17 protein-coding genes, 3 tRNA genes, 1 riboswitch and 1 other annotated feature are annotated in these 24,356 nt (G+C 41.9%); of the genes, 17 read left to right on the forward strand and 3 right to left on the reverse strand.

Annotated features, from left to right (window positions below):
* Positions 1 to 50 precede the first annotated feature (50 nt).
* The 5 genes from mnmA to ispF all read left to right on the forward strand — a co-directional run bounded on the left by mnmA (position 51) and on the right by ispF (position 4,733).
* Positions 51 to 1,142 (forward strand): tRNA 2-thiouridine(34) synthase MnmA, encoded by a 1,092-nt coding sequence (gene mnmA, locus DW650_RS08375; protein ID WP_279216569.1) that lies wholly within the window; start codon positions 51 to 53, stop codon positions 1,140 to 1,142.
* A gap of 97 nt (positions 1,143 to 1,239) precedes the next feature.
* Positions 1,240 to 3,687 (forward strand): homocysteine S-methyltransferase family protein, encoded by a 2,448-nt coding sequence (locus tag DW650_RS08380; protein ID WP_118209649.1) that lies wholly within the window; start codon positions 1,240 to 1,242, stop codon positions 3,685 to 3,687.
* 128 nt (positions 3,688 to 3,815) lie between these two features.
* Positions 3,816 to 3,888 (forward strand) — tRNA-Val (locus DW650_RS08385).
* Between the two features lie 32 nt (positions 3,889 to 3,920).
* Positions 3,921 to 3,994: transfer RNA gene (locus tag DW650_RS08390), tRNA-Met, on the forward strand.
* 193 nt (positions 3,995 to 4,187) lie between these two features.
* Positions 4,188 to 4,733 carry a 2-C-methyl-D-erythritol 2,4-cyclodiphosphate synthase gene (gene ispF, locus DW650_RS08400; protein ID WP_118209620.1) on the forward strand — a complete coding sequence of 182 codons (546 nt, stop codon included), beginning with the start codon at positions 4,188 to 4,190 and terminating at the stop codon, positions 4,731 to 4,733.
* Between the two features lie 65 nt (positions 4,734 to 4,798).
* Here ispF and DW650_RS08405 read toward each other — a convergent pair whose 3' ends face one another.
* The gene (locus DW650_RS08405) at positions 4,799 to 5,182 is read right to left on the reverse strand and encodes a helix-turn-helix domain-containing protein (protein ID WP_118209621.1); all 384 of its coding nucleotides are present in this window, start codon (positions 5,180 to 5,182) and stop codon (positions 4,799 to 4,801) included.
* A 200-nt stretch (positions 5,183 to 5,382) separates the two neighbouring features.
* Between DW650_RS08405 and DW650_RS08410 the strand changes: the two genes are divergently transcribed.
* Together DW650_RS08410 and DW650_RS08415 are read left to right on the forward strand one after the other, a co-directional pair.
* Positions 5,383 to 6,978, forward strand: a complete 1,596-nt coding sequence (locus DW650_RS08410; protein WP_118209622.1) for a hypothetical protein — start codon at positions 5,383 to 5,385, stop codon at positions 6,976 to 6,978.
* A gap of 177 nt (positions 6,979 to 7,155) precedes the next feature.
* Positions 7,156 to 10,026: a fibronectin type III domain-containing protein gene (locus DW650_RS08415; protein WP_243102902.1), complete on the forward strand. Its 2,871-nt coding sequence runs from the start codon at positions 7,156 to 7,158 to the stop codon at positions 10,024 to 10,026.
* 54 nt (positions 10,027 to 10,080) lie between these two features.
* Here the strand turns inward: DW650_RS08415 and DW650_RS08420 are convergent, their stop codons facing one another.
* On the reverse strand, positions 10,081 to 11,400 hold the full coding sequence (locus tag DW650_RS08420; RefSeq protein WP_118209624.1) for a GGDEF domain-containing response regulator: 1,320 nt from the start codon (positions 11,398 to 11,400) through the stop codon (positions 10,081 to 10,083).
* A gap of 180 nt (positions 11,401 to 11,580) precedes the next feature.
* Positions 11,581 to 11,815: a binding site (T-box leader), on the forward strand.
* Positions 11,816 to 11,860: 45 nt separating this feature from the next.
* Here DW650_RS08420 and epsC point away from each other — a divergent pair.
* The 8 genes from epsC (at position 11,861) to DW650_RS08460 (ending at position 19,249) form a co-directional block, all read left to right on the forward strand.
* Positions 11,861 to 12,541, forward strand: coding sequence for a serine O-acetyltransferase EpsC (gene epsC / locus DW650_RS08425; protein ID WP_186898983.1), 681 nt, complete (start codon positions 11,861 to 11,863; stop codon positions 12,539 to 12,541).
* Between the two features lie 91 nt (positions 12,542 to 12,632).
* Positions 12,633 to 14,048 (forward strand): cysteine--tRNA ligase, encoded by a 1,416-nt coding sequence (cysS, locus tag DW650_RS08430; RefSeq protein ID WP_118209625.1) that lies wholly within the window; start codon positions 12,633 to 12,635, stop codon positions 14,046 to 14,048.
* 16 nt (positions 14,049 to 14,064) lie between these two features.
* Positions 14,065 to 14,499, forward strand: coding sequence for a Mini-ribonuclease 3 (locus tag DW650_RS08435; RefSeq protein WP_118209650.1), 435 nt, complete (start codon positions 14,065 to 14,067; stop codon positions 14,497 to 14,499).
* Positions 14,500 to 14,511: 12 nt separating this feature from the next.
* Positions 14,512 to 15,252, forward strand: a complete 741-nt coding sequence (rlmB, locus tag DW650_RS08440; RefSeq protein ID WP_118209626.1) for a 23S rRNA (guanosine(2251)-2'-O)-methyltransferase RlmB — start codon at positions 14,512 to 14,514, stop codon at positions 15,250 to 15,252.
* A gap of 27 nt (positions 15,253 to 15,279) precedes the next feature.
* Positions 15,280 to 15,906: a sigma-70 family RNA polymerase sigma factor gene (locus tag DW650_RS08445; protein ID WP_118209627.1), complete on the forward strand. Its 627-nt coding sequence runs from the start codon at positions 15,280 to 15,282 to the stop codon at positions 15,904 to 15,906.
* 280 nt (positions 15,907 to 16,186) lie between these two features.
* Positions 16,187 to 16,310, forward strand: a riboswitch (TPP riboswitch).
* A gap of 94 nt (positions 16,311 to 16,404) precedes the next feature.
* Positions 16,405 to 17,709, forward strand: coding sequence for a phosphomethylpyrimidine synthase ThiC (gene thiC / locus DW650_RS08450; RefSeq protein ID WP_117919768.1), 1,305 nt, complete (start codon positions 16,405 to 16,407; stop codon positions 17,707 to 17,709).
* Between the two features lie 65 nt (positions 17,710 to 17,774).
* Positions 17,775 to 18,956, forward strand: coding sequence for a PIN domain-containing protein (locus DW650_RS08455; protein ID WP_118209651.1), 1,182 nt, complete (start codon positions 17,775 to 17,777; stop codon positions 18,954 to 18,956).
* A gap of 220 nt (positions 18,957 to 19,176) precedes the next feature.
* A tRNA-Thr gene (locus tag DW650_RS08460) sits at positions 19,177 to 19,249 on the forward strand.
* Between the two features lie 122 nt (positions 19,250 to 19,371).
* On the opposite strand, the gene DW650_RS08465 is transcribed toward DW650_RS08460, so the two are convergent.
* Entirely contained in the window at positions 19,372 to 19,515 is a 144-nt protein-coding gene (locus tag DW650_RS08465) for an adenylate kinase (RefSeq protein ID WP_158570861.1), read from the reverse strand.
* Between the two features lie 216 nt (positions 19,516 to 19,731).
* On the opposite strand from DW650_RS08465, the gene DW650_RS08470 reads away from it, so the two are divergent.
* Entirely contained in the window at positions 19,732 to 21,762 is a 2,031-nt protein-coding gene (locus tag DW650_RS08470) for an LTA synthase family protein (RefSeq protein WP_118209628.1), read from the forward strand.
* A 26-nt stretch (positions 21,763 to 21,788) separates the two neighbouring features.
* Positions 21,789 to 24,341 (forward strand): YfhO family protein, encoded by a 2,553-nt coding sequence (locus DW650_RS08475; protein ID WP_243102904.1) that lies wholly within the window; start codon positions 21,789 to 21,791, stop codon positions 24,339 to 24,341.
* The last annotated feature ends 15 nt before the right edge of the window (positions 24,342 to 24,356 follow it).

The raw sequence follows: 24,356 nt of genomic DNA on the forward strand, positions 1-24,356 counted from the left end.
TAGGTAGTGTGCAGGAATAAGGATTATATGTAAAATTTGAGATAGATGAAATGGAGAATAAAATGGCAGCAAAGAAAGTAGTAGTCGGCATGTCCGGTGGTGTGGATTCCTCCGTGGCAGCGTACCTTTTAAAAGAACAGGGATATGACGTCATTGGTGTGACCATGCAGATCTGGCAGGATGAGGATGAGTTTGTGCAGGAGGAGAGTGGCGGATGCTGTGGCCTTTCTGCGGTAGATGATGCGAGAAGAGTGGCAGACCGTCTGGGAATCCCGTATTATGTCATGAATTTTAAACAGGAATTTAAGAAAAATGTTATGGATTATTTTACCGCGGAATATTTAAAGGGCAGAACGCCGAATCCGTGTATTGCCTGCAACCGTTATGTAAAATGGGAAGCACTGTTAAACAGGAGTCTTGCAATTGGTGCAGATTACATTGCAACCGGACATTATGCGAGAATTGAACAGCTTTCTAATGGAAGATATGCGATCAGAAATTCTGTAACGGCGGCAAAAGATCAGACCTACGCACTTTATAATCTGACGCAGGAGCAGCTATCACATACACTGATGCCGGTTGGTGTCTATCATAAAGATGAGATCCGTAAGATCGCCGAGAATATCGGTCTTATGGTTGCACATAAAAAAGACAGCCAGGAAATCTGCTTTGTCTCTGACAACGACTATGCCGGTTTTATTGACAGGGAATGCAAAGGTCAGGTACCGCCTCAGGGAAATTTTGTCCTGACAGACGGAACTGTGGTTGGAAAACATAAAGGAATCACACATTACACGATCGGACAGAGAAAAGGACTCGGAATCGCATTTGGGCATCCGGTTTTTGTCACAGAGATACGTCCGGAGACGAATGAAGTTGTACTTGGCGAGAATAAAGATGTGTTTACTTATGAACTGGATGCGGATCATATTAATTTTATGTCAATTCCGGATATTAAAGATGAGATGCTTTTAAAAGCCAAAATACGTTATTCCCACAGTGGAAGTATGTGCAAGGTAACAAGAACAGGGGAGGATACGATACACTGTGAATTTTTAGAGCCGGTGCGTGCGGTAACTCCGGGTCAGGCAGTTGTATTGTATGATGGAGAATATGTTGCCGGGGGTGGTACCATCCTTTAGAAAAGTATAAACAACAGAGAACTGCTGAAGTGATCCGATGAATAGACGGCAGATCACAGAAATACAAATGACATGGAAAAGAAAGGAACTGGCAGAGATGACAAGAGAAGCGTTTAGAGAGCTGGTAAAAAATGGTCCGGTACTGCTTGATGGTGCGACAGGAACGAATTTACAGAAAGCAGGAATGCCGGTCGGAGTATGTCCGGAGCAGTGGATTCTGGAAAATTCAGAAGTACTGGTTAATCTGCAGAAACAGTATGTGGAGGCAGGAACAGATATTTTATTTGCTCCGACTTTTACCGCGAGCAGGATCAAGTTAAAAGAATACGGTTTAGAAGATCATTTAGAGGAGATGAACCGTAAGCTGGTCGCATTGTCAAAAGAAGCTGCAAAAGGTACGGATGCGCTGGTTGCCGGAGATCTTACCATGACAGGAGAACAGCTTTACCCGTTAGGAGATCTGATGTTTGAAGACCTGGTGAATGTTTATAAAGAACAGGCAAAGATCATCGCAGATGCAGGGGCTGACCTTTTTGTAGTTGAGACGATGATGAGCCTGCAGGAATGCCGTGCGGCGGTACTTGCGATCCGGGAAGTGTGTGATCTGCCGATTATGGTTTCACTGACCTACAATGAAGACGGAAGAACACTCTACGGAACTGATCCGGTTACAGCGGTTGTTGTGATGCAGAGTCTTGGTGCGGATGCGGTCGGGATGAACTGTTCAACCGGACCGGAAGCTATGTTAGAACCGATCGCAAAAATGGCAGAGTACGCAACGATACCGCTTCTTGCGAAACCGAATGCCGGCATGCCGGAGTTGATCGATGGTCAGACCGTTTTTAATGTAGAACCGGAAGAATTTGCCGAAGTCGGGAAAAAGTTAGTCGAAGAGGGAGCAGCCATCATTGGAGGATGCTGTGGAACAACACCGGAACATATCCGTGCTTTAAAGCAGGCAGTAAAGGATATTCCGGTCAAAGCACCGCTTCAGACAAAGAGAAGAATGCTGACTTCAGAACGCAAATCAGTGGAGATCACACTCGATGGACGTTTTATGGTCATTGGAGAGCGCATTAACCCGACCGGAAAGAAAAAGCTGCAGGCTGAGTTAAAAGAAGGTTCTTTAAATCTTGTCCGCACGATGGCATTAGAGCAGGAAGAAAACGGAGCGTCGATCCTTGATATCAATATGGGTATGAATGGTATTGATGAGAAAGAAATGATGCTGCGTACCATATATGAGGTAACTTCAACGGTGGACTGCCCGCTTTGTATTGATTCCAGCCACGTAGATATTATTGAGGCTGCACTTCGTATTTATCCGGGACGTGCACTTATCAACTCAATATCACTGGAAAAAGAAAAGTTTGAAAAACTCCTTCCAATTGCAAAGAAATATGGTGCAATGTTTATCCTGCTTCCTCTCTCAGATGAGGGGCTGCCGAAAGATTCTGCAGAGAAACATGGAATTATCCGCACAATCATGGATGAGGCAGTCAGAATTGGTATGGCAAAAGAAGATATCATTGTGGACGGACTGGTTGCCACGATCGGGGCAAATCCAAATGCCGCATTAGAATGTTTTGAGACTTTTTCTTATTGCAAAAATGAACTGGAACTTCCAACGGCGTGTGGACTTTCCAATATTTCATTTGGACTGCCTGAGCGTACTTATGTCAATACGGCATTTCTTACGATGGCGATCGCAAACGGACTTACGATGGCGATCGCAAATCCGTCTCAGGAACTTCTGATGAATGCTGCGTTTGCATCTGATATGCTTTTAAATAAGAAGGAAAGTGATATCCGTTATATTGAAAGGATGAACTTTTTATCAGAAAAATATGCCGGCATGGAACGGGTGATGGTTCAAAAGACTCCGACAGGTGCATCTGCGAGTGGTGAGACCAAAAAGGAGAGTGCAGGAAGCGGCGTATTTCAGGCAGTTTTAAAGGGAAATAAAGAGCATGTGTTAGATGAAGTAAAAAAGATGTTAGATGACGGTGCAAAACCGGATGAAATTATCAATGAACATCTGATCGCTGCGATCAATGAAGTGGGAGAGCTATTTGATAAAAAGAAATATTTTCTGCCACAGCTTATTTCTTCTGCCAATACGATGAAACTTGCAATCGAATATTTAGAGCCGATGTTAGAGCGCAGCAATACTGAGGCAATGGCAACGATCGTTGTAGCAACTGTTGAGGGGGATATTCATGATATCGGCAAGAATCTGGTGGTTCTGATGCTGAAAAATTACGGGTATCATGTGATCGACCTTGGCAAGGATGTTCCGGCAGATGTGATCGTGGATACTGCAATGAAAGAGCGCGCAAAGGTAATAGGCCTTTCTGCACTGATGACGACCACGATGATGCGGATGAAAGATGTTGTGGAACTTGCAAAAGAGAAAGGATGCACGGCGAAGATCGTGATCGGAGGAGCGGCGATCACAGAGAGCTTTTCAGATGAGATCGGAGCGGATGGATATTCCAAAGATGCAGCGGAATGTGTGAAACTGGTGGAACGGTTACTGGCATAATCTGGTTGTTTTGTTGTTAAAGAATGTTTTTTTGAAATTTTTTGAAAAAATATGAAAAAAAGTGTTGACATTTTTATTTTGAAATAGTATACTTTAGAAGTCGGTTGCGGAAAGCGACCGACACGGACGGGATCTTAGCTCAGCTGGGAGAGCATCTGCCTTACAAGCAGAGGGTCATAGGTTCGAGCCCTATAGGTCCCATTACATCAGAACTTCTGATGACAATTTAATATGGCGGAATAGCTCAGTTGGCTAGAGCATACGGTTCATACCCGTAGTGTCGAGAGTTCGAATCTCCCTTCCGCTACTTCAAGACCTCAGACATTCTGAGGTCTTTTGTTGTATATCGGTATTTTTTTCTGTATAATAAGATCGGGATGCCGGTATTTAAGAAAAAGTGATATTGAAGAGATATTATCAGAGACAGAAGCAAGAGGATTTACACCATGTTCGAAGTGTAATCCACCACAGTAAAAATTTTATGAAAGGGATAGAAAAAAATGCGTGTAGGAATGGGATATGATGTTCACAAATTAGTTGCGGGAAGAGACCTGATTATTGGCGGGGTAAAGATTCCGCATACATTAGGGCTTTTGGGACACTCGGATGCAGATGTTTTACTTCATGCTATTATGGATGCTCTGCTTGGTGCAGCAGCTCTTGGTGATATTGGAAAACATTTTCCGGACACTGATCCGAAATATGAAGGAATTTCAAGTATTAAATTACTTGAACATGTGGCAGAACTGATTGCAGAAAAAGGTTATATCGTGGAAAATATTGATGCGACGATCATTGCACAGAAGCCGAAGATGCGTCCGCATATTGAACAGATGGAGAAAAATATTGCAGAAGCACTTAAGATATCAGAAGACCAGATCAATGTGAAGGCAACAACAGAAGAAGGACTGGGATTTACCGGAACAGAACAGGGAATTTCTGCGCAGGCAGTCTGTGCATTGACAACGATCTATGAGAACAGCGTCAGTGTGGTTGATTCTGCCGGAGGCTGTGCGGGATGTCCGGGACGTGCCTGTGGGAGATAAAAGACAGCATTATTTTTATTGGGATTGCATATGATGGCAGATGTGTTATCATATGCAATCTCGTTTTAGTTATTGTTAGAAGATTGCAGGCGTTGGATCATAAGATCGATCAATCCGGCAAAAAAGATGGCATCTTCTTTGGAAAGAGCTTTTTGCTTATAAAAGACAGGAGTATTTTCCTGACTATTCAGTTTTTGTTTTAAAATTTCCAGATCATGGGAAATATCATTGTGATTTTCATCATTTGTATCCATACATTCACTTCCGAAAAGTAAATAGTTGACCGGGACATGAAAGTAATCCGCGATTTGCATTAAGCGGGAAGCTGGGAAAGAACCTTTTCGCAACTGACTAATATATCCATTTGAAAAACCCAGTTCTTTTTCAAGACGGGAGACAGGAATTTTATATTCTTTACATAGTTCTTTGACACGATCCACACTATTCATAGAGTACCTCCTTGTATTTTTAGAGAATAGACTAAAAACAGCATTGACAAATTAGAGATTACTCTATATAATGACCTTATGATTTAGAGAAAAGCCTAAATAGAGTAGACTCAATATGATAACGACGATTCATATTTTAGATGATGCTCTAAAAAGTGTCAATGTTTTTCTCTAAATCAGTAAAGAGAGGTCATATACGGATGTTAGAGAAAGTAAAAAAAATACCGAAGTCAGCTATATTATATTTGGTATTGGCGATTTTTATGATATTAGCTGTGTCTATGAAGGTAAATTATTACATTGATGAGATTTATACCTATGGATTATCGAACTACAATGGAAATGGAATTGATATGGAAATTGAGTATGATAAGACATATACGCCAGGAACGTCAGTGTATGATGATTATATGAAAGTACAGAACGGACAGCGTTTTGATTATGTGAATGTATGGAGAAATCAGACAAATGATGTTCATCCGCCTTTATATTATGCCTTGATACATACGATTTGTTCCGTTTTCCCGAATAAATTTTCGAAATGGTTTGCTGCCGGCATCAATATCATTTTTGTTCTGCTGACACTATATATGGTAAGAAAAATAATAAATCTGTTTACGGATGATAAGTTTATTTTGTGGAGCATATCACTTTCATTTGTGACGCTCAGCGGAATTATTATGACGGCAACTTACTTCAGAATGTATTGCATGGCAACGTTCTGGGTAACTCTGCTGACCTGTCTGTTTCTGAAACAGGTTGATGAAAAACAGACCAGAAAATTTTATCTGCTGACAGGTCTGACAACGATAGCAGGTGCACTTACGCATTATTATGTGATCGTATATGCATTCTTTCTGTCCGTTGTTTATGGGATTTATCTGCTAAAAAAGAAACGGTATGCAGAGACAGCGTGGTTCTGTCTGACAATGGGATGTGCAGGTGGTATTTCAATTGCGGTTTTCCCGGCGATGATCAAACATATTTTCTTTGGATATCGCGGAACGGAGGCGATTGACAATTTTAAAAAGAGTGATAATTACTGGGATAATCTGAAGGCGTTTTTCCAGATCGTGAACAGTCAGCTGTTTGGAAATATACTGGCATATATTTTGATTGCTTTGTTTGTATTGGCGTGTGTTGGTATGTTACAGAAATATACGGATGTTCTGACAGAAAGTAAAATGACAAAGCTGTCATTACCGTTAGATTATAAGGTTAAGATCCGTTATATTCTGATTTTTGCGCCGTGTGTCTGCTATTTTATGATCGTATCGAAAATAACCTTTGTAAATGCAGACCGGTATATGTGGCCGATTTATGCGATCGCATTTACGGCTGTGATGTGTCTGACCTGCGCGATTTGGAGACAGGTATTGAAAGACGGAGCGTTTATCGTGGTAACGGCAATGATGATCGCGGTGATCGCCTGGGGAAGTTTTTCATCCTGCGGATGGCAGTATCTTTTTCAAGAAAGTCAGAATTTACTTGCGGAGGCATATGCACACAATCAGTATGACTGTATTTGTGTGTTGGAGGGAGAAAGTTACTGGCTGTACCCGGAATTTGCAGAGTATTCTAATTATAAAAGCATTACATTTGTTACCGCAGATGAGATTGAACAGGGACAGATCTCAAATTGGGCAGATCATAACGATGGAATTGTGATATCTTATATCAATTATCCGGGAGACCGGGATGAGAATCTGAATAAGTTAAAAGAAATGTATGGTTATACGGGATATGAGTATCTTGGAACATATGGCATGGATAATACCTATTTCCTGCACAGATAAAAATACATAAAAAAATATAAAATTTATTGACACGATCATAAAAATAAGATATGATAAACCATATTTTGGCGAATTGAAATGAGACTCAGATATATTTTTTGTAAGGACATCAGGGGATATTCAAAACAAGGATATATACTGGGTCTTTTTATGTACAAAAGAAGGGAAAATGAGTATATGAAAAAAAGGACGATACGTTTCTGTTGTGGAGTTATGGCTGCGGGCCTGCTGATCTGTGGCATACCGTCTGGGGGAGCAGAGGGAGTAACCCAAAATCATTTGCTGTGGAATGTGGCTGCGGCGGCTGAGACAGCAGTTACAGTGTCGAATGAGAATGAGTTTCTGTCGGCACTTGCACAAAAGCAGAAGAATATTGTTGTAACTGGAAGCTTTTCCGTCAGAGGTCAGGCAGAAGCGAGTGGACAGATGATGCCTGTTGAGATACCGGACGGGACAGTGATTACTGGAAATAATACAGGAAGTATTACGTTCAGCGGACCAATCCAGATCATGGGAGACGGTGTTGTGATCCGGGATATCCAGATTGGTTTTATCTCTACCAATAGTATGAATTCTGTGCCGCATCGTGAGATTTTTCTTGCAGGGCACAGCCTTACACTGGATAATGTAAAAACATATTTGCCGGGAGGAGGGGACGCCAGCCTGGGTGGTTTTGGCGGCACAGAAAAAGAACTTCTTCCAACCATCTATGCAGGAGGATATCACAGTAATACAGCGGTGGGGACGAAAGCGTCACTCACAGTTGTAAATGCAAACAGTGATACAATGTTCCAGAATATCTATATGGGACATAAAGCGTCAGCAGGTGAGAGGACTGCCTATACGGGGAGTGTGGAGTTAAATCTGGACGCAGATGCAAAAGTGCGGGATATTATTTCGGCAGAGGACACAACATCTGCAACACTTACGCTTTCAGGTAAACAAAATGGATATGACGAGATCAGTCTTGTGGAGATCAGGGGAAATGCAAATACAGTATTGACCGTAAACAACTGTGCTGTGTCAGGTGTCATTACAACAGGGATTAAAGATATTGTTTTAGATGCAGGAGGAAGACTGCAGCCGAAAGATGAAACAGCGCAGTTAAACAATATTACATTGAAAAACGGTGGTTGTCTGGATCTTACAAAAATAATAGATGCTCAGGTAAAGGGCAATTTCACAAGTGGTGGCAGTGCGGCAAAGGGAAAGCTTGTTCTTGATCAAAATGGATACGTTCAGATTAATGGACAGGTAAGCGGTGTTACACAGTTCCAGGTGGGAAGTCATGCTATATCTGGTAATCTTTTAAATGAGCATACCTATATCATAGCAGAGAATGGAACAGCAGGAAATTTTGTGTTATCAGATAAAGATATCAATAACAACTACAGCCTGATCTGCAAAAATGGGATGTGGACAGCGTATCGCAATTATGTACCGGAGGAACGTGAACTTGATAGTATCGAGATAAAATCCTGCCCGAAAAATGTTTACACCGGTAATATTCCGACAGACATTACAGATAAAACCGATGATGCACCATATCTGGATGTGATATGGAAGGATCAGTATGGAGAAGATTACACGTTTGATGAAGTTGCAAATGAATATGATGGCTATGGATTTTATAATGATATGATACTGATCCGTTCTGATTACTGGAATAGTGATGATGAAGACATTCAACAAAAAAAGGACTGGGAAAACCCAATCCGTCTGGATGTGGATAAAAATGAGTCAGACCGCTATTATCTGATTGCATATGGTGAAGTGAAAACAGGAAAATACACCTTATTATTATGTTCGGATCCGTTTGATGATCCGAATACTGTGGCAGATGTAAAAGCACTGAAAGATACCGTGTTGGCAGAAAAGGAAATAATATTCACAGATGAACCAGATGTATCGCATCAGCATGTGGCGGGCGAGCCGGTAAAAGAAAACGAGATAGCTGCGACCTGTACCCAAAAAGGAAGCTACGATAAGGTAGTTTATTGTAAGGATAAAGGCTGCGGGGAAGAACTTTCCCGTGAGAATATTATGGTTTCAGCATTAGGGCATAAAAAGGGAGACACTGTCATCGAAAATCGTGTGGAAGCAAAAGTGGGTGTGGAAGGAAGCTATGAAAAAGTAATGTATTGCACCACATGTCATGAGGAGTTAAGCAGAGAAAAAATAGTGATTCCAGCCCTGAAAGAGCCGGATACAGAAGAGCCGGGAACAGAGACACCGGCACCGGAACCGGATACAGAAAAGCCGGGAACAGAGACACCGGAACCGGATACAGAGAAGCCGGCACACAAACACAGTTATGTACTGCAGAAGACCGTAGAGGCGACCTGTGAAAAAGAAGGCGAAAAAGTTTATTCCTGTACCTGCGGGGAAAGCTACAAAGAGAAGATCGCAAAGAAATCCCACACACCGGAGAAGAAGCTGACGCCGGCAAAGCCGGGCAGTAATGGGAAAAATGTGACTGTGTGCAGTGTATGCAAAACAGTGCTGCAGCAGGAGACAATTAACGCACCTAAGAAGTTAAAACTGTCAAAAGAGCGTTATGTGTACGATGGAAAAGCGAAAAAGCCTGCCATAAAAGTGACAGATAATAAAGGAAAAGTGATTTCAAGCGGTTCTTATAAGGTGTCATATCAGAACAATAAGAATACCGGAAAAGCGACTGTAACAGTTAAATTCCGTGGAAATTATACCGGAGCACTGAAAAAGACGTTTGAGATCTGCCCGAAGGGAACATCCCTCACAGATGTAAAAGCCGCAAAAAAATCATTTACACTAAAATGGAAAAAACAGGCATCACAGACAAGCGGATATGAAATCGCATATGCAACGGATGCATCATTTTCCAAAAAGAACACAAAAACGACAGTAGTCAAAGGTAATAAGACTACATCGAAAGGAATAAAAGGTCTAAAGCCGGGGAAAAAGTATTATATAAAAATACGGACGTACAAAGAAATAAAATCAGGAACCAAAAAGGTAAAGATTTATTCAGACTGGTCAAATAAAAAATCAGTTAAAACAAAAAAATAGATACGCAGAATAAAAAGCGGTCAGATGATAAATAAAGTCATCTGACCGTTGTTTTTATGAGATATCATCATGTGTCTGATATTTTTTGATGCGTCTTTTGATACTTTCAACATCAATCGGATCAAAAATAAGATCGCTGATCACATTGGATAATATGGCATTCCGAACCTGTGTCAGGTTACTTTCCTGACAGATGGCAATAACAGGGACTGACTGTGCCCAGGATTCATGACTTAATTCTTCCCATATTTTCTGACCGTCATCTTCGCTTTCGGATACATCTATGTAAACGGCAGGAACGTGGTTGTTTTTATCCATAACCGCATAATGTATCTCAGCAAGGGAAGATATTTTTACAAGCCTGTCCGGATAAGAATGAGCGAACTTCAACGTGGATGCGACATTCCTGGACTGTGTATATAATAAAATATTTTTCAGCGTGGCATCGGATACTGGCGAAGAAACCCCATATTCGGAAAAACATTGTTTCCCGGATTTTTTTGAGTTGCTGAGTGCAGTATCTGCTTTCTGAAAAAGTGTGGTATAAGACGTTTCGTATGGATCTGTGAAAGCAATACCGATGCTGATCGTAACATTTTCAGGGATTGACAGTCCTTCCTTGTCGGAAATGGCATTTAAAAGCTCCTGTGCTTTTTCGTAGATTGCCTCTTTGGTTGTTATATTTCGCACAAAAACAACAAATTCATCTCCGCCGATGCGTCCAACAATATCAGAACCTGAAAAATGGGATGCAAGAATACCGGCTACCACAGATATTGTGTGATCCCCCATTTTGTGGCCACAGATATCGTTAACTGCTTTGAAATTGTCGATATCAATGGCGAATAATGCATGCAGACCTTCGGGACTTGATAAAAGTATATGGGAAATTGTGTGCTCAGCTGTGGTTTTATTCAGAAGATGTGTCATCTCATCAACTTCTGATCTGATCCGTAATTCTTCCCGCTTTTGTAAAATATTATTCAGTCTGCGGTTGGTTTTCAAAATGTTACCAATACGCAGGCGTGCGATGGCGGGTTCAGCAGGTTTACTGATAAAGTCGCTTGCACCTAATTCGAATGCTTTTGTCTGGACTTCAGGGGTATCGGTGGTTGTGAGAACTACAACCGGGATTTTCTTAAATTCCGGCATTCCCTGTCTGTGTTTTAGAACATCAAAACCATCCATGCCGGACATGACCAGATCTAAAAGGACAAGATCGATCATGTCCTGTTTTTCTTCGATCATTTTCAGACATTCCTCGCCGGAGGATACTTCAAGAATATTGAAGTTTGAAGAAAATATTTCATTTAAAACTGCACGCTGTAAGCGTGAATCATCTACAATCAACAGAGTTTCTCTTTGCTGTTCCATAATAAAATCCTTCGTATAAATTGTAAATTATCCCCAGAATAACCAGATACTATTTATAATGTAACACGGAAAAGGATCGTATGCAATGAGAAAAAGGGAAGAGAACAAATAAAAAAGTTGACAAATCGGAAGCAAGTGCATAAACTAGAGTAAGTAAATAAACTTACCAGTATAAATACGATAAGGGCGTTGAACGGGAAGAGTAAGAAACCAGAGTGCTGACAGAGAGAAACTGCCATCGGCTGCAAGCAGTTTTCAGAAAGAGATTTCCGAAGTGCCTCCGTGAGCCTGTCCGGGGAAAGGGCTTTGTCTGCCAATACAGTATCCGGATACGGGTTACACACGTTAAGTGTATTGAGTGAGGATCATAAGATCCTTAAATTAGAGTGGAACCACGGATCATTTCGTCTCTTAGAGATGAAATGATCTTTTTTTTGATTCAGGAAAGGGGATGCCGGTTTTGGGAATCATCAGTCATATTAAGGAAGAATTTACAGTGATAAAGGAGCGGGACCCGGCGATCAAATCGCCGATGGAGGTATTGCTTTATCCGAGTTTTCGGGTTATGTTGAGCTACAGACGTGCGCATAAGCTGTATTTAAAAGGACATTTCTTCTGGGCGAGATATATTTCACAGCGGGCAGCGAGAAAAACAGGAATTGAGATACATCCGGGAGCAACGATCGGGAAAGGATTTTTTATTGATCACGGCAGTGGTGTGATCATTGGAGAGACGGCGATCGTTGGGGACAATGTTACTCTGTATCAGGGTGTGACACTAGGCGGTACCGGAAAAGAGACCGGAAAACGTCATCCGACGATCGGGGATAACGTTATGATCAGTGCGGGTGCAAAGATCATCGGTTCCTTCACCGTTGGAGAAAATTCCAAGATCGGAGCGGGAAGTGTGGTCATAGAGGAAGTGCCGCCAAACTGTACCGTAGTTGGTGTTCCGGGAAGAATCGTAAAACGTGACAATGTGAAGATGCCGCGCAGTGATATGGATCAATGCCATCTGCCGGATCCGGTCAAAGAGGATATTACCGTACTGCAGAGGGAAAATGCAGAACTGGTCAACCGTGTGCTTGATTTAGAGCAGGCAGTCCGGATTTTAAGTGCTGATGCACAAAAAACAAAATAAAATTGTATTTTGCTCCGCAAAACAAGGAGTAAAATCCTCTGCTCATCAGAGGATTCGCATTTTGCTTCGCAAAACAAGGAGGATTATTTAAATGGAAAATAAATTTCAATTTTACAACACACTGACAAGAAAAGTAGAAACGGTAATCCCGCATGAGGATGGAAAGATCGGCATGTATACCTGTGGACCGACCGTATACCATTTTGCACATATCGGCAACCTCAGAAGTTACATCATGGAGGATATATTGGAAAAATCACTCCGTTATGTCGGCTATGATGTCAAGCGCGTCATGAATATCACGGATGTCGGACATTTATCTTCTGATGCAGATACCGGCGAAGATAAGATGTTAAAAGGTGCAAAAAGAGAGCACAAGACAGTCATGGAGATCGCAAAATATTATACGGACGCTTTCTTTAGTGACTGCAAAAAATTAAACATCAAGACACCGGACGTTGTGGAGCCGGCAACGAACTGTATCCCGGAGTTCATCCATATGATCGAGGTGCTGCTTGAGAAAGGCTATGCCTATGTAGCAGGCGGAAATGTTTATTTTGACACTTCAAAATTAGACGATTATTATGTATTTTCTTCCCAGAGTGAGAAAGAACTGTTAGTCGGTGTCCGCGATGATGTGGAAGAAGATGTGAATAAGAAAAATAAAAATGATTTTGTACTCTGGTTTACAAAATCAAAATTCGAGGATCAGGCACTCAAATGGGATAGTCCATGGGGTGTTGGATATCCGGGATGGCATATTGAATGTTCCTGTATCAGCATGAAACATCTGGGCGAGTATGTAGATATCCACTGCGGAGGTGTAGACAATATTTTCCCGCACCATACCAATGAGATCGCGCAGTCCGAGAGTTACCTTGGTCATACATGGTGTAAATACTGGTTCCATGTACAGCATTTGAATGACAAATCCGGAAAAATGAGTAAGTCCAAAGGGGATTTTCTTACGGTATCCTTGCTGCAGGAAAAAGGTTATGATCCGATCGTATACCGTATGTTCTGTTTACAGTCCCACTACAGAAAACCGTTAGAGTTTTCTTATGAAGTGTTAGACAACATGGCTGCAGCTTATAAAAAACTGACCAAACGAATCGCAGAATTAAAGGATGAGGGAGCGGTACAGCAGGATAAATTTGATGCTTATAAGGCAAAATTTGAGAATGCGATCAGCAATGATTTGAATACATCAATGGCGATCACGATCATTTACGATCTGCTCAAAGATGATATGAATGATAAAACAAAACTTGCGTTGATCAATGATTTTGACAAAGTATTATCCTTAAATCTGACAACGGCACAGACAGATGCAAAAGAGGAGATCGATGCAGAGTTAGAAAACTATGTACTTGCAAAGATTGAGGAACGTAAGGAAGCAAAGAAAGCAAAAGATTTTGCAAAAGCAGATGCAATCCGCGATGAACTGCTTGAAAAGGGCATTGTACTGAAAGATACCAGAGAAGGTGTGATCTGGCACAAAGCGTGAGAGAGGGGAAATGCCGATGCAGAAAGGAATAGATTCCTATATTAAAGAACAGTTTGGGATCAGTGAAGTAGATATCCGGACATATTCACCTCTTACGTTAGCATATATCGGAGATGGGATATTTGACCTGGTGATCCGTTCGGTTGTTGTCGGAAAAGGAAACACGAGAGCAGGAGAGCTTCATAAGAGGACAAGCCAGATTGTAAAAGCACACACACAGGCGGAGATGATCGAGAAATTACTGCCGGTTCTGACGGAGGAAGAAACGGAAGTGTACCGCCGCGGAAGAAATGCAAAATCGCCGACAATGGCAAAAAATGCGACAATGTCAGACTACCGGAAAGCAACCGGATTTGAGGCACTGATGGGATATCTGTATTTAAAAGATGAGTTTGAACGTCTGGTGGAACTGGTAAAGACAGGTGTGGACGAACTTGCACTGAAAATGTAAAAGGAGAGAGTAATGGGCTACGAAGAGCTGAAAATAGAGGGACGGAATGCGGTGCTTGAGGCATTCCGTTCCGGAAAAACGATTGATAAATTATTTGTGTTAGACGGCTGTCAGGACGGTCCGGTACGCACAATCGTAAGAGAGGCAAAAAAACACGACACGATCGTACATTTTGTGGAAAAGGAACGCTTAGACCAGCTTTCTGAGACAAAAAAACACCAGGGTGTGATCGCTGTTGCTGCTGCATATGAATATGCAGAGGTGGAAGATATGTTAAAACTGGCAGAAGAAAAGGGTGAGCCGCCGTTCTTATTTATTCTGGATAATATTGAGGACCCACATAATCTTGGTGCGATCATCCGTACCGCAAATCTTGCGGGGGCACATGGTGTTATTATTCCAAAACGCCGTGCAGTTGGTCTGACAGCTACCGTGGCAAAGACATCTGCCGGAGCGATCAACTATACCCCGGTTGCAAAGGTAACAAATCTGGCTGCAACGATGAAAGAGTTAAAGGACAAAGGAATGTGGTTTGTCTGCGCAGATATGGATGGAACCTGTATGTATGATCTCGATCTGAAAGGACCGATCGGTCTTGTGATCGGCAGTGAAGGCGAAGGTGTTGGCAGACTTGTGCGTGAAAACTGCGATTTTGTTGCGTCCATCCCAATGAAGGGGGATATTGATTCTTTGAACGCATCAGTAGCAGCAGGTGTACTTGCATATGAGATCGTGCGGCAGCGTATGCGCTAAATTTGCAGCGGGAGTCTTGGGAGGAACATGTTAGAGTCATATCAGGATTTGACAGACGAACAGTTGATCGCGGTATTAAAAGACAGCGGTGATACGGACGGAAAGATCATGGATTATATTCTGGATAAATATAAACCGCTGGTCCGCAAAAAGGCAAATGCAGTATTTTTAATCGGTGGGGAGACGGATGATCTGATCCAGGAGGGAATGATCGGTCTGTTTAAGGCAATCAGAGATTTTGATAACACGAAAGAAGCGTCTTTTTTTCATTTTGCGGAATTATGTATCACAAGACAGTTATATAAGGCAGTTGAGGCGTCAAACCGCAAGAAGCATGCACCACTTAATTCTTATGTTTCTTTCTATTCAGAAAACGGCGAAAACGGATATCCGCTGGCGGAAACACTTACGATGGATGGAATCGGCAATCCGGAGCAGATGATGATCGATCAGGAGAATGTAGAGCAGTTCTGGAAAAGGCTCCGGACACATTTAAGCAGGATGGAACGGGAAGTATTAGACCAGTACCTTGCGGGACTTCATTATCAGCAGATTGCAGAAAAGATGGGAAAGACGCCAAAATCCATTGATAATGCGCTTTCGCGTATTAAGGCAAAAATCCGTGAGATGAATCCTGAAATGGGGAAGATGTAAAAGATTTATCTGCTTTTTTGTGGATTGTCACGAAAAATAATTGTGCATGTTGCATAAAAAATAAAAGAGAAAATTGTAACATTTGTGAACACTTATTGAGAAAATCATGCTATTATAATGACTGTAAAAACCCCCCAATACATTATATATAGTTTTTGCTATACCCCATAGTAAAAATACCTTCTCCTAAAAAGACAGCATCGGCTGTCTTTTTTGTTGTACAAATATTGACAACTATCATAGATTCCGCTAGACTGAATGAGTCGGTAAAATATAATAGAAAACAACGCAGAGGGACTGCATGTCCGGGATAGTGCCTGGAGAGATTGCAGTTGAGAAGGTTAAAACCTGACTCTTTGAACCTGTCAGTTAATACTGTCGTAGGGAGCGTATTGGGAAGATGTTATCTCCTGTCGCACTTGCGGCAGGAGATTTTTTAAATCATTCATAGAAAAATTCTCATCGCCAGCAGTCTTTCATGCGAAAAGGAGAAAATGTATGGAACAGTATACAACACAGATGGATGCAGCAAGAAAAGGCATTGTGACAAAAGAATTAGAGATCGTGGCAAAAAAGGAGCGTATGACAGTAGAGGAACTGATGCCGCTTGTAGCAGAGGGAAAAGTTGCAATCTGCGCAAACAAACATCACACATGTATTGATCCGGAGGGCGTGGGGTCCATGCTCCGCACAAAGATCAATGTCAATCTTGGTGTGTCAAGGGACTGCAAAGATTATGATGTGGAGATGGAGAAAGTTATGGCGGCAGTCAATATGGGCGCACATGCTATTATGGATTTATCCTCTCATGGAAATACAATTCCGTTCCGCAGAAAACTGACAGCAGAATGTCCGGCTATGATCGGTACCGTGCCGATCTATGATTCCGTGATCCATTATCAGAGAGACCTTGCGACACTGACTGCAAAAGATTTTATTGATGTGGTACGTCTGCATGCGGAGGACGGCGTGGATTTTGTGACACTGCACTGTGGAATCACAAGAAAGACGATCGAGCAGATCCGGAAACATAAACGTAAAATGAATATTGTTTCCCGCGGAGGTTCTCTTGTATTTGCGTGGATGTGTATGACTGGAGAAGAAAATCCGTTTTATGAATATTACGATGAGATCCTTGAGATCTGCCGTGAGCATGATGTGACCATTTCACTTGGAGATGCCTGCCGTCCCGGATGTCTTGCGGATGCATCTGATGTATGCCAGATCGAAGAACTGGTAAGACTTGGAGAACTGACAAAACGTGCATGGGAGAAAGATGTACAGGTTATGGTCGAAGGACCGGGGCATATGCCGATGGATCAGATCGCAGCCAATATGAAGATCCAGCAGACGATCTGTATGGGTGCACCTTTTTATGTGTTAGGACCACTTGTTACGGATATTGCACCGGGATATGATCATATCACATCCGCGATCGGAGGGGCGATCGCAGCGCAGAACGGAGCAGCATTCTTATGTTATGTCACACCGGCAGAACACCTGGCACTGCCAAACGTGGAGGATGTAAAACAGGGGATCATTGCATCGAAGATCGCAGCACATGCAGCAGACATTGCAAAGGGTGTCCGTGGAGCAAGGGAGATCGATGATAAGATGGCAGATGCAAGACGTGTATTAGACTGGGATGCACAGTGGGAATGTGCAATAGATCCGGAAACAGCTAAAGCAATTTGGAACAGCAGAAAACCGGAACACGAGGATACCTGTTCCATGTGTGGAAAATTCTGTGCAGTACGCAGCATGAATAAAGCACTTGCGGGAGAATATATTGATATTCTGTAAAAAAGAGTAGAGGCATGATTCCGTCTTATGTTATAATAAATGTGTTTCGATCAGCCGGTGATCAGATGAAAAGAATATATTTGGTTGACAGTGAGAATGTAGGAGATATATGGGTACCGTTACTGGTAGCATCACAGCCTGATGAGGAAGTGATCGTATTTTATACGCAGAAAAGTCCGCATATGAATTACGAAAATGTGAGGTTATTAAAGGAGACGGAGAAAGAAGCAGAGTTTATAAAATGTTTTGAGGGAAGCAATGCACTTGATTTCCAGCTTGTTACACAGCTTGGGTATATGTTGTGTGAGAATCAGGAAAAATGTTATGTGATCGTTTCAAATGATACCGGATTTGATGCAGCAGTCCGCTATTGGAAACAGCGTAATATGCCGGTACAGCGTATCAGCGGAAAAGAATTAAGCCGCAGATTACAGCAGAAGACAAAAACAGCAGAGTTTTTGGAAAATTCCACAGAAGCTGCGACGGAGCAGACAGCAGAGTTTCTGAAACACGAGACAGAAGCTGCGACGGGGCAGACCGCAGAATTTCTGAAACACAAGACAGAAGCTGCGACAGGGCAGACGGCAGAGTTTCTGAAACACGAGACAGAAACTGCGACAGGGCAGACAGCTGAGTCTATGAAAAACGAAACGGTAACTGCGGAAGAACAGGTACAGACGGAAAAATATGCGGAATCAGAAGAAATGTCTGAACCAGAAGAGATTCAGATGGAAATACCGGATGAAATTATGAGACCGGATGAAACAACAGATGGGAATCAGCAGGATGAAGAAGTGTCAGATGCAGATCCAGAGAAGAATATAATGGTGAAAACACCAGAGATTTCAAAGGAACAGGATGAGGTTATCCGCAGCCTGCTTACCTGCATCAGCAAAGATCGTCTTGCAGATTTTCACAATGCACTGGTATTGTTCTTTGGGGAAGAGATTGGAAAAGAACTTTACCAGGAAGCAAAGAACAGTTCTGCATATGCGATCTGCCGTGAGAATCAGAATGCGATCAGTGAGGAAGAGAAGTTTGATGTTTATTGTCAGACAGTATTTGCCTACAGTGATCCAAAACTGGACTGTCCGGAAGATTTTTCCTCGTTTTTGTATAAGGCAAATGCGAAGAGAAAGAATCTCAATTCATTAAGAGCTGCATTGCAGGGACATTATGGCAAAGATAAGGGAATGAAATATTATTCTCTTTTTAAGTCACACATCAAGATTATGAATCGGATGTAAAAAAGGAGAGGCTGATTGAAACAAAACGGGAAGAACATAACGGATGTGGTGACAAAACACCATCTGGCCAGAAGACCCGAAGAACACAATCCCGGTGAGACATGGAATGTTGATCTGGGATTGTGTAAATTTTTTGAAAAATTACAAAAATTTCCTGCATTTTATGCTTGACAAGCGTACAATCCTATTGTATAATAATACAGGTGTTGAAAAACACAATGCTGCTGTGGCTCAGTCGGTAGAGCGTCGCATTGGTAGTGCGGAGGTCACGGGTCCGATTCCCGTCAGCAGCTTTTTTTGTGCCCAAAAAGATCATAAACAGCAGATTGTATACTTTGAAGGAAGATTTTTTATCACGGATAAAAGGAACAGAGCGGCAGACGGTCGCTCTGTTTTTTTAATAAAAATACAAAATTTAGTTCTTTTTGATCTGTTTATCTGTATTACCAGCAATAAAATGATCAATGAGAAGATTGATCGTATGCTGCTGTGTTTCAATGATTTTTCGGAAAGTTTCATTCTCTTTTGTCAGACGGTTGATTTCAGATTCACTATTCATTTTCATCTTCCTTTTTGCGCCACTCAAATCGATACAGGTATTGTATATATTTTCATGTTAAAAAAAATTATTTGAAATGTCAAGACAATAAAGACGTCTGTGGGAAAGATTATTGCTTTATTAACATAAAGCGTCAAAATAACTATTTGATTCGACAGAACATGCAAAAAATAAAGGCTGGGAAATAGTGTTGCAATACTGGAAACTTATGAATTTATGAATTTTTTACGAATAGATGTTATTTGCTGGAGGAATGTGCTAAAATATCATTCGGCTAATTATCTAAAGGGAAGATACACCCTTGAAATGAGGTTTGACATGAATGCTAGCAGAAAAAGAAAAAATACGAAACCAAAAGGTTTCTGGGAAAAATTAAAAGAGCAGAGAAATGAGAAAATAGCAGCCAGGAACAAAAAGTCGGATAAGAAGAATGATATTTTAAAAAAGGCAGGAAGCAGTATCATATCGTTGCTGCTTGTCATATTGCCGCCTGCGGCATGTTTTTATCTTATGGAGTGTTATTCACACAATCCGTTTATGGTCGTGCGTCCGTGGGCTCAGTTTTTTAATATTGTGCTGTTTTTACTGGTAACGATTGTACTGTTTTTGCTGACAGGAAAATTAAAAACAGCACACCGGATCGTTTATGGTGTGGCGATGATCTATGGTATTGCAAACAGTTATGTAGTGCGTTTCCGTACAAATCCGATTGTGCCGTGGGATATTTTTTCATGGAAAACGGCGGCGAGTGTGGCGGATAATTATAATTTTATGCCGGATACGCGTATGGTCGTGGTAACACTGGTGTTTCTTGTGGCAATCGCATTATTTCATTTTATAAAGGTAAAAGTAACACGTTTTGTATTCTGGAAACGGCTTATTCCGGCAGCACTTGTGGCTGTGGTGCTTTCACTGTTTGCGGGAACCTTACAGCAGGAGAGTTTTCAGAACAGCCACAGACTTTATAATAAGCTGTTTACACCGGTCTACATGACAGATGTGGATGGAATGGCAGTCACATTTGTGATGAATCTTGCATATATGTCGATCGATAAACCGGAGCATTACAGTGACTCGGAGGCACAGGCAGTGCTTGATTCCTACGGAGCAGGAGGTGCAATGTCGGAGGATACTGATCCGGCAGCAAAAGATGATACGCAAAAGGATGAAGAACTTCCAAATATCATTGTGATGATGAATGAGTCGTTTTCCGATCTGTCGGTTCTGGGTGATTTTGAGACAAATGAGGATTACATGCCGTTTATTCACAGCTTGGAACAGGGAGCAGAAAATACGGTTACCGGAATGTTAAACGTATCTGTATGTGGCGGAAATACGGCAAATACCGAGTTTGAATTTCTGACCGGCAATACCATGGCATTTCTTCCACAGGGAAGTATTCCGTACCAGCAGTATATCAATGGGGATTTAAAGGCACTTCCGGATTATCTGAAAACATTAGGATATCAGACGATTGCAACACATCCATACAATGCAGGCGGATGGGAACGTGATACGGTTTATCCGATGTTAGGTTTTAACGAAAGTGTATTTAAAGATGAGTATGTGAATCCACAGTATGTGAGACAGTATATCAGTGATGAGAGCTGTGTGGATAAGATTATCGAATTTTATGAAAATAAAGAAACAGATAAACCATTGTTTGTTTTTAATGTGACAATGCAGAATCACGGTGGATATCAGGATCAGTATGGCAATTTTACCCCGGATATCTCAGTGAAAGATTCCACTAATTTTTCGCTGCAGCAGTATTTATCGCTGGTAAAACTTTCTGATTCAGCGTTGGAGTCTTTAATCTCTTATTTTAAAGATGCAGATGAAAAAACAGTGATCGTTTTCTTCGGGGATCACCAGCCGAGTGATGCCGTTGCATCTACGGTTCTTGCAAAAAATGGAATGTCCTGGAATCACCTGACAGAGGAACAGCAGAAACTGCGTTATCAGGTTCCTTATGTGGTATGGGCAAATTATGATATTGATGAGGAAACGGGTGCAGATACGAGTGCAAATTATCTTGCAGCAGAAGTGTTAGAGCGTGCAGGTGTTCCACTGGACGAATACCGTTCCTATCTGATGCATTTAAAGACAGAATATCCGGTCATTTCTGCCGTGCGTACGGTAAAAGCAGATGGCAGTGAAGTGCGGGGTTCCGATGAAAAAGATGAGATGGATATTTACCGGAAACTGCAGTATTATGAGTTGTTTGATCATGGAACTGTCAATTAGAAAATGATAAAAAGAGAGGTTTTGTTTTGAAAAGAGAAAAGAAACTACAAAATCAATTGTGGGAAGAAAGAATGCCGCTTTTTGCTTCATTCTTTCTGCCATTTTTTATTCTGGTTGTGATATGTATCCTTCATGACGTTTATCCGTTTGGAGAGCAGTGTATTTTACACATTGATATGTACCATCAGTACTGTCCTTTTTTCACGGAGCTGATGGATAAGATCAAACATGGCGGCAGTCTGTTTTACTCATGGAATGTCGGACTGGGGGCAGATTTCATCTCTCTGTATGCCTATTATCTGGCAAGCCCCCTGAACTGGCTGCTGCTGTTATGTCCGCAAAATCATGTGATCGAATTTATGACCTTGCTTGTGATCTTGAAAATTTCATTTGCGGGACTGTTTTTTGGTTATTATTTAAAAGAGCACTTTGAAAAAAATCATATTGCGGTCAGTATTTTTGCGACAGCCTATGCATTGTGCGGATTCTCCGCAGCCTATGCATGGGATATCATGTGGTTAGACTGTATGATGTTAGCGCCGCTTGTTGTTCTTGGGCTCGAAAAACTGATCAAAGAGAAAAAGGTACTGCTTTATTATATCTCGCTGTCTTTATGCATTATCAGTAATTATTACATTGCGATCATGGTATGCATTTTTCAGGTGATCTGGTTTTTGATCACATGGCTTGAAAATAAGGAAACAGGGATCGGTGCCTGGATTCGTTTTGCAGTTTATTCTCTTCTGGCAGGTGGAACGGGTGCAGTTCTGATCATTCCTGAGGCGATCACACTTGGTGCGAGTGGGTCACAGAATATTTCGTTCCCGGATACGATGGAATGGTATTTTAACATTATTGCGGAGCTGGGAAGACATTCTGTGATGGCAGAGCCCTATACAGGAAAAGACCACTGGCCGAATATTTACTGTGGCGTATTTGTGCTTCTTTTGTTTGTACTGTATCTTTTCAACCGTGAGATCTCCTGGAAAAAGAAGCTTTCACGCGGACTTCTGGCAGCATTTTTTGTCATCAGTTTTTCGAATAATATACTTGATTTCATCTGGCATGGCATGCACTTTCCGGATTCCCTGCCGGGCAGACAGACCTTTTTATATGCATTTCTGATGCTTGCGGTATCCTACGAGGCATTTTTGCATTTCAAAGGAACGAGATTTTTAGATGTGATCGCAGCGGGAGTGGCATCAGTTGGTCTGATGGCAGTTTCCTGTCATTTTTCCGATGGGACAATCTTAGGGGAGAGTGCGGCAACGGCAACTTATGTTTTTCTGGGAAGTTATATTGTGGTACTGCTGATCTATTTTTATGCGGAAGAATGTATCCGGGAAGATGAGGTAAAAAAGATCGGAAGGATCAAAAGGGCAACCAGGGAAGAACTGAAGAAGATCATGCTTGTCTGTGGCTGCGTAGCGATGCTGTTAGAATTATTCTTTAATTACAATGTGACCGGACTTGAGACAACAAGCAGGACTGCTTATGTAAAGGCGGTGGATGATTATCATGCGGTACTTGCAGAGGCAAAAGATCAGGCACAGAAGGAAGGCGTATTATTTTACCGGACAGAGGAATTAGAGCGTAAAACGAAAAATGATGCCGCATTGTATGGATATCGTTCTGCAACACAGTTTTCGTCACTGATGAATTTAGATGTCAGTCATTTTTACCAGGCAGTCGGAATGGAGGGCGGTAAGAATTTTTACTGCGTGAATGGGGCAACACCGCTTTTATCTGCGATGTTATCCCTGCGCTATGTGATCGCAGATAATGCGCTTGAGGCAAACCCGATCCGTTCTTTTGTGGCAGGAAGCGGAAACACTTATCTCTATGAAAATAAATACGTGCTCCCGCTTGGCTTTATGATGGATGAGAATGTGATCGAAGCGTGGGATTATTCTGATTTAGACGAGATCACAGCGCAGAATAAACTTGCAGAACTTCTCGGTGCAGATGAGACGATGCTGACAGAGATCCCATCGGAATCAGTGGTCGGAGAATCAACGATCGATGTGCAGGAAGATGCATATATTTTTGCTACCTATGATTCGACGACCGTGGACAGCCTGACAGAAGAGATCAGTGACGGCAGGACAAAATCTTTCACGAAAGTTTCACATGGTTATACGCTTGATCTTGGATACTGCACGGCAGGTACGGAAGTAAAGATCAAAAACAGCAGCGAGGAGAGGGTGAACATTACTGCATATGCCTTAAATCTCGATGCAGTAGATACTGCTTATCAGACATTAAATGAGCAGACGATGGAGATGACGTCATTTTCCGATACGAAGATCACCGGAACGATCGATGTGAAAAAAGAAGGACGGCTGATCTTTTCAGTGGCGGATGATGCAGGATGGAAATTGTATGTTGATGGAGAAGAAACCAAGCCGGAAGTTTTTGGAGAGGCATTTATCAGTACTTATCTTGAAAAAGGAACACACACGATCGAACTGCGTTACCGGACACCTGGATTTATGGTAGGAGCCGGGATCTCATTTGTCTGTGTTATGATCGTTATCCTGACCGCATGCCTGACCGCACGGATAAAAAGGCACCATTGAAATTAAAGCGGTTCT

The organism is Roseburia sp. AM23-20 (assembly GCF_003470905.1).
Taxonomy (GTDB): Bacteria; Bacillota; Clostridia; order Lachnospirales; family Lachnospiraceae; genus Roseburia; species Roseburia rectibacter.

What these genes read in the sequence shown, in the direction of transcription:
- DW650_RS08410 (WP_118209622.1), top strand. Translation starts at nt 5,383, where the DNA reads ATGTTAGAGAAAGTAAAAAAAATACCGAAGTCAGCTATATTATATTTG.
- DW650_RS08405 (WP_118209621.1), bottom strand. Translation starts at nt 5,182, where the DNA reads ATGAATAGTGTGGATCGTGTCAAAGAACTATGTAAAGAATATAAAATT.
- mnmA (WP_279216569.1), top strand. Translation starts at nt 51, where the DNA reads ATGGAGAATAAAATGGCAGCAAAGAAAGTAGTAGTCGGCATGTCCGGT.
- thiC (WP_117919768.1), top strand. Translation starts at nt 16,405, where the DNA reads ATGGAACAGTATACAACACAGATGGATGCAGCAAGAAAAGGCATTGTG.
- cysS (WP_118209625.1), top strand. Translation starts at nt 12,633, where the DNA reads ATGGAAAATAAATTTCAATTTTACAACACACTGACAAGAAAAGTAGAA.
- DW650_RS08455 (WP_118209651.1), top strand. Translation starts at nt 17,775, where the DNA reads ATGAAAAGAATATATTTGGTTGACAGTGAGAATGTAGGAGATATATGG.
- DW650_RS08380 (WP_118209649.1), top strand. Translation starts at nt 1,240, where the DNA reads ATGACAAGAGAAGCGTTTAGAGAGCTGGTAAAAAATGGTCCGGTACTG.
- DW650_RS08435 (WP_118209650.1), top strand. Translation starts at nt 14,065, where the DNA reads ATGCAGAAAGGAATAGATTCCTATATTAAAGAACAGTTTGGGATCAGT.
- DW650_RS08445 (WP_118209627.1), top strand. Translation starts at nt 15,280, where the DNA reads ATGTTAGAGTCATATCAGGATTTGACAGACGAACAGTTGATCGCGGTA.
- DW650_RS08465 (WP_158570861.1), bottom strand. Translation starts at nt 19,515, where the DNA reads ATGAATAGTGAATCTGAAATCAACCGTCTGACAAAAGAGAATGAAACT.
- DW650_RS08470 (WP_118209628.1), top strand. Translation starts at nt 19,732, where the DNA reads ATGAATTTTTTACGAATAGATGTTATTTGCTGGAGGAATGTGCTAAAA.
- DW650_RS08415 (WP_243102902.1), top strand. Translation starts at nt 7,156, where the DNA reads ATGAAAAAAAGGACGATACGTTTCTGTTGTGGAGTTATGGCTGCGGGC.
- ispF (WP_118209620.1), top strand. Translation starts at nt 4,188, where the DNA reads ATGCGTGTAGGAATGGGATATGATGTTCACAAATTAGTTGCGGGAAGA.
- DW650_RS08420 (WP_118209624.1), bottom strand. Translation starts at nt 11,400, where the DNA reads ATGGAACAGCAAAGAGAAACTCTGTTGATTGTAGATGATTCACGCTTA.
- rlmB (WP_118209626.1), top strand. Translation starts at nt 14,512, where the DNA reads ATGGGCTACGAAGAGCTGAAAATAGAGGGACGGAATGCGGTGCTTGAG.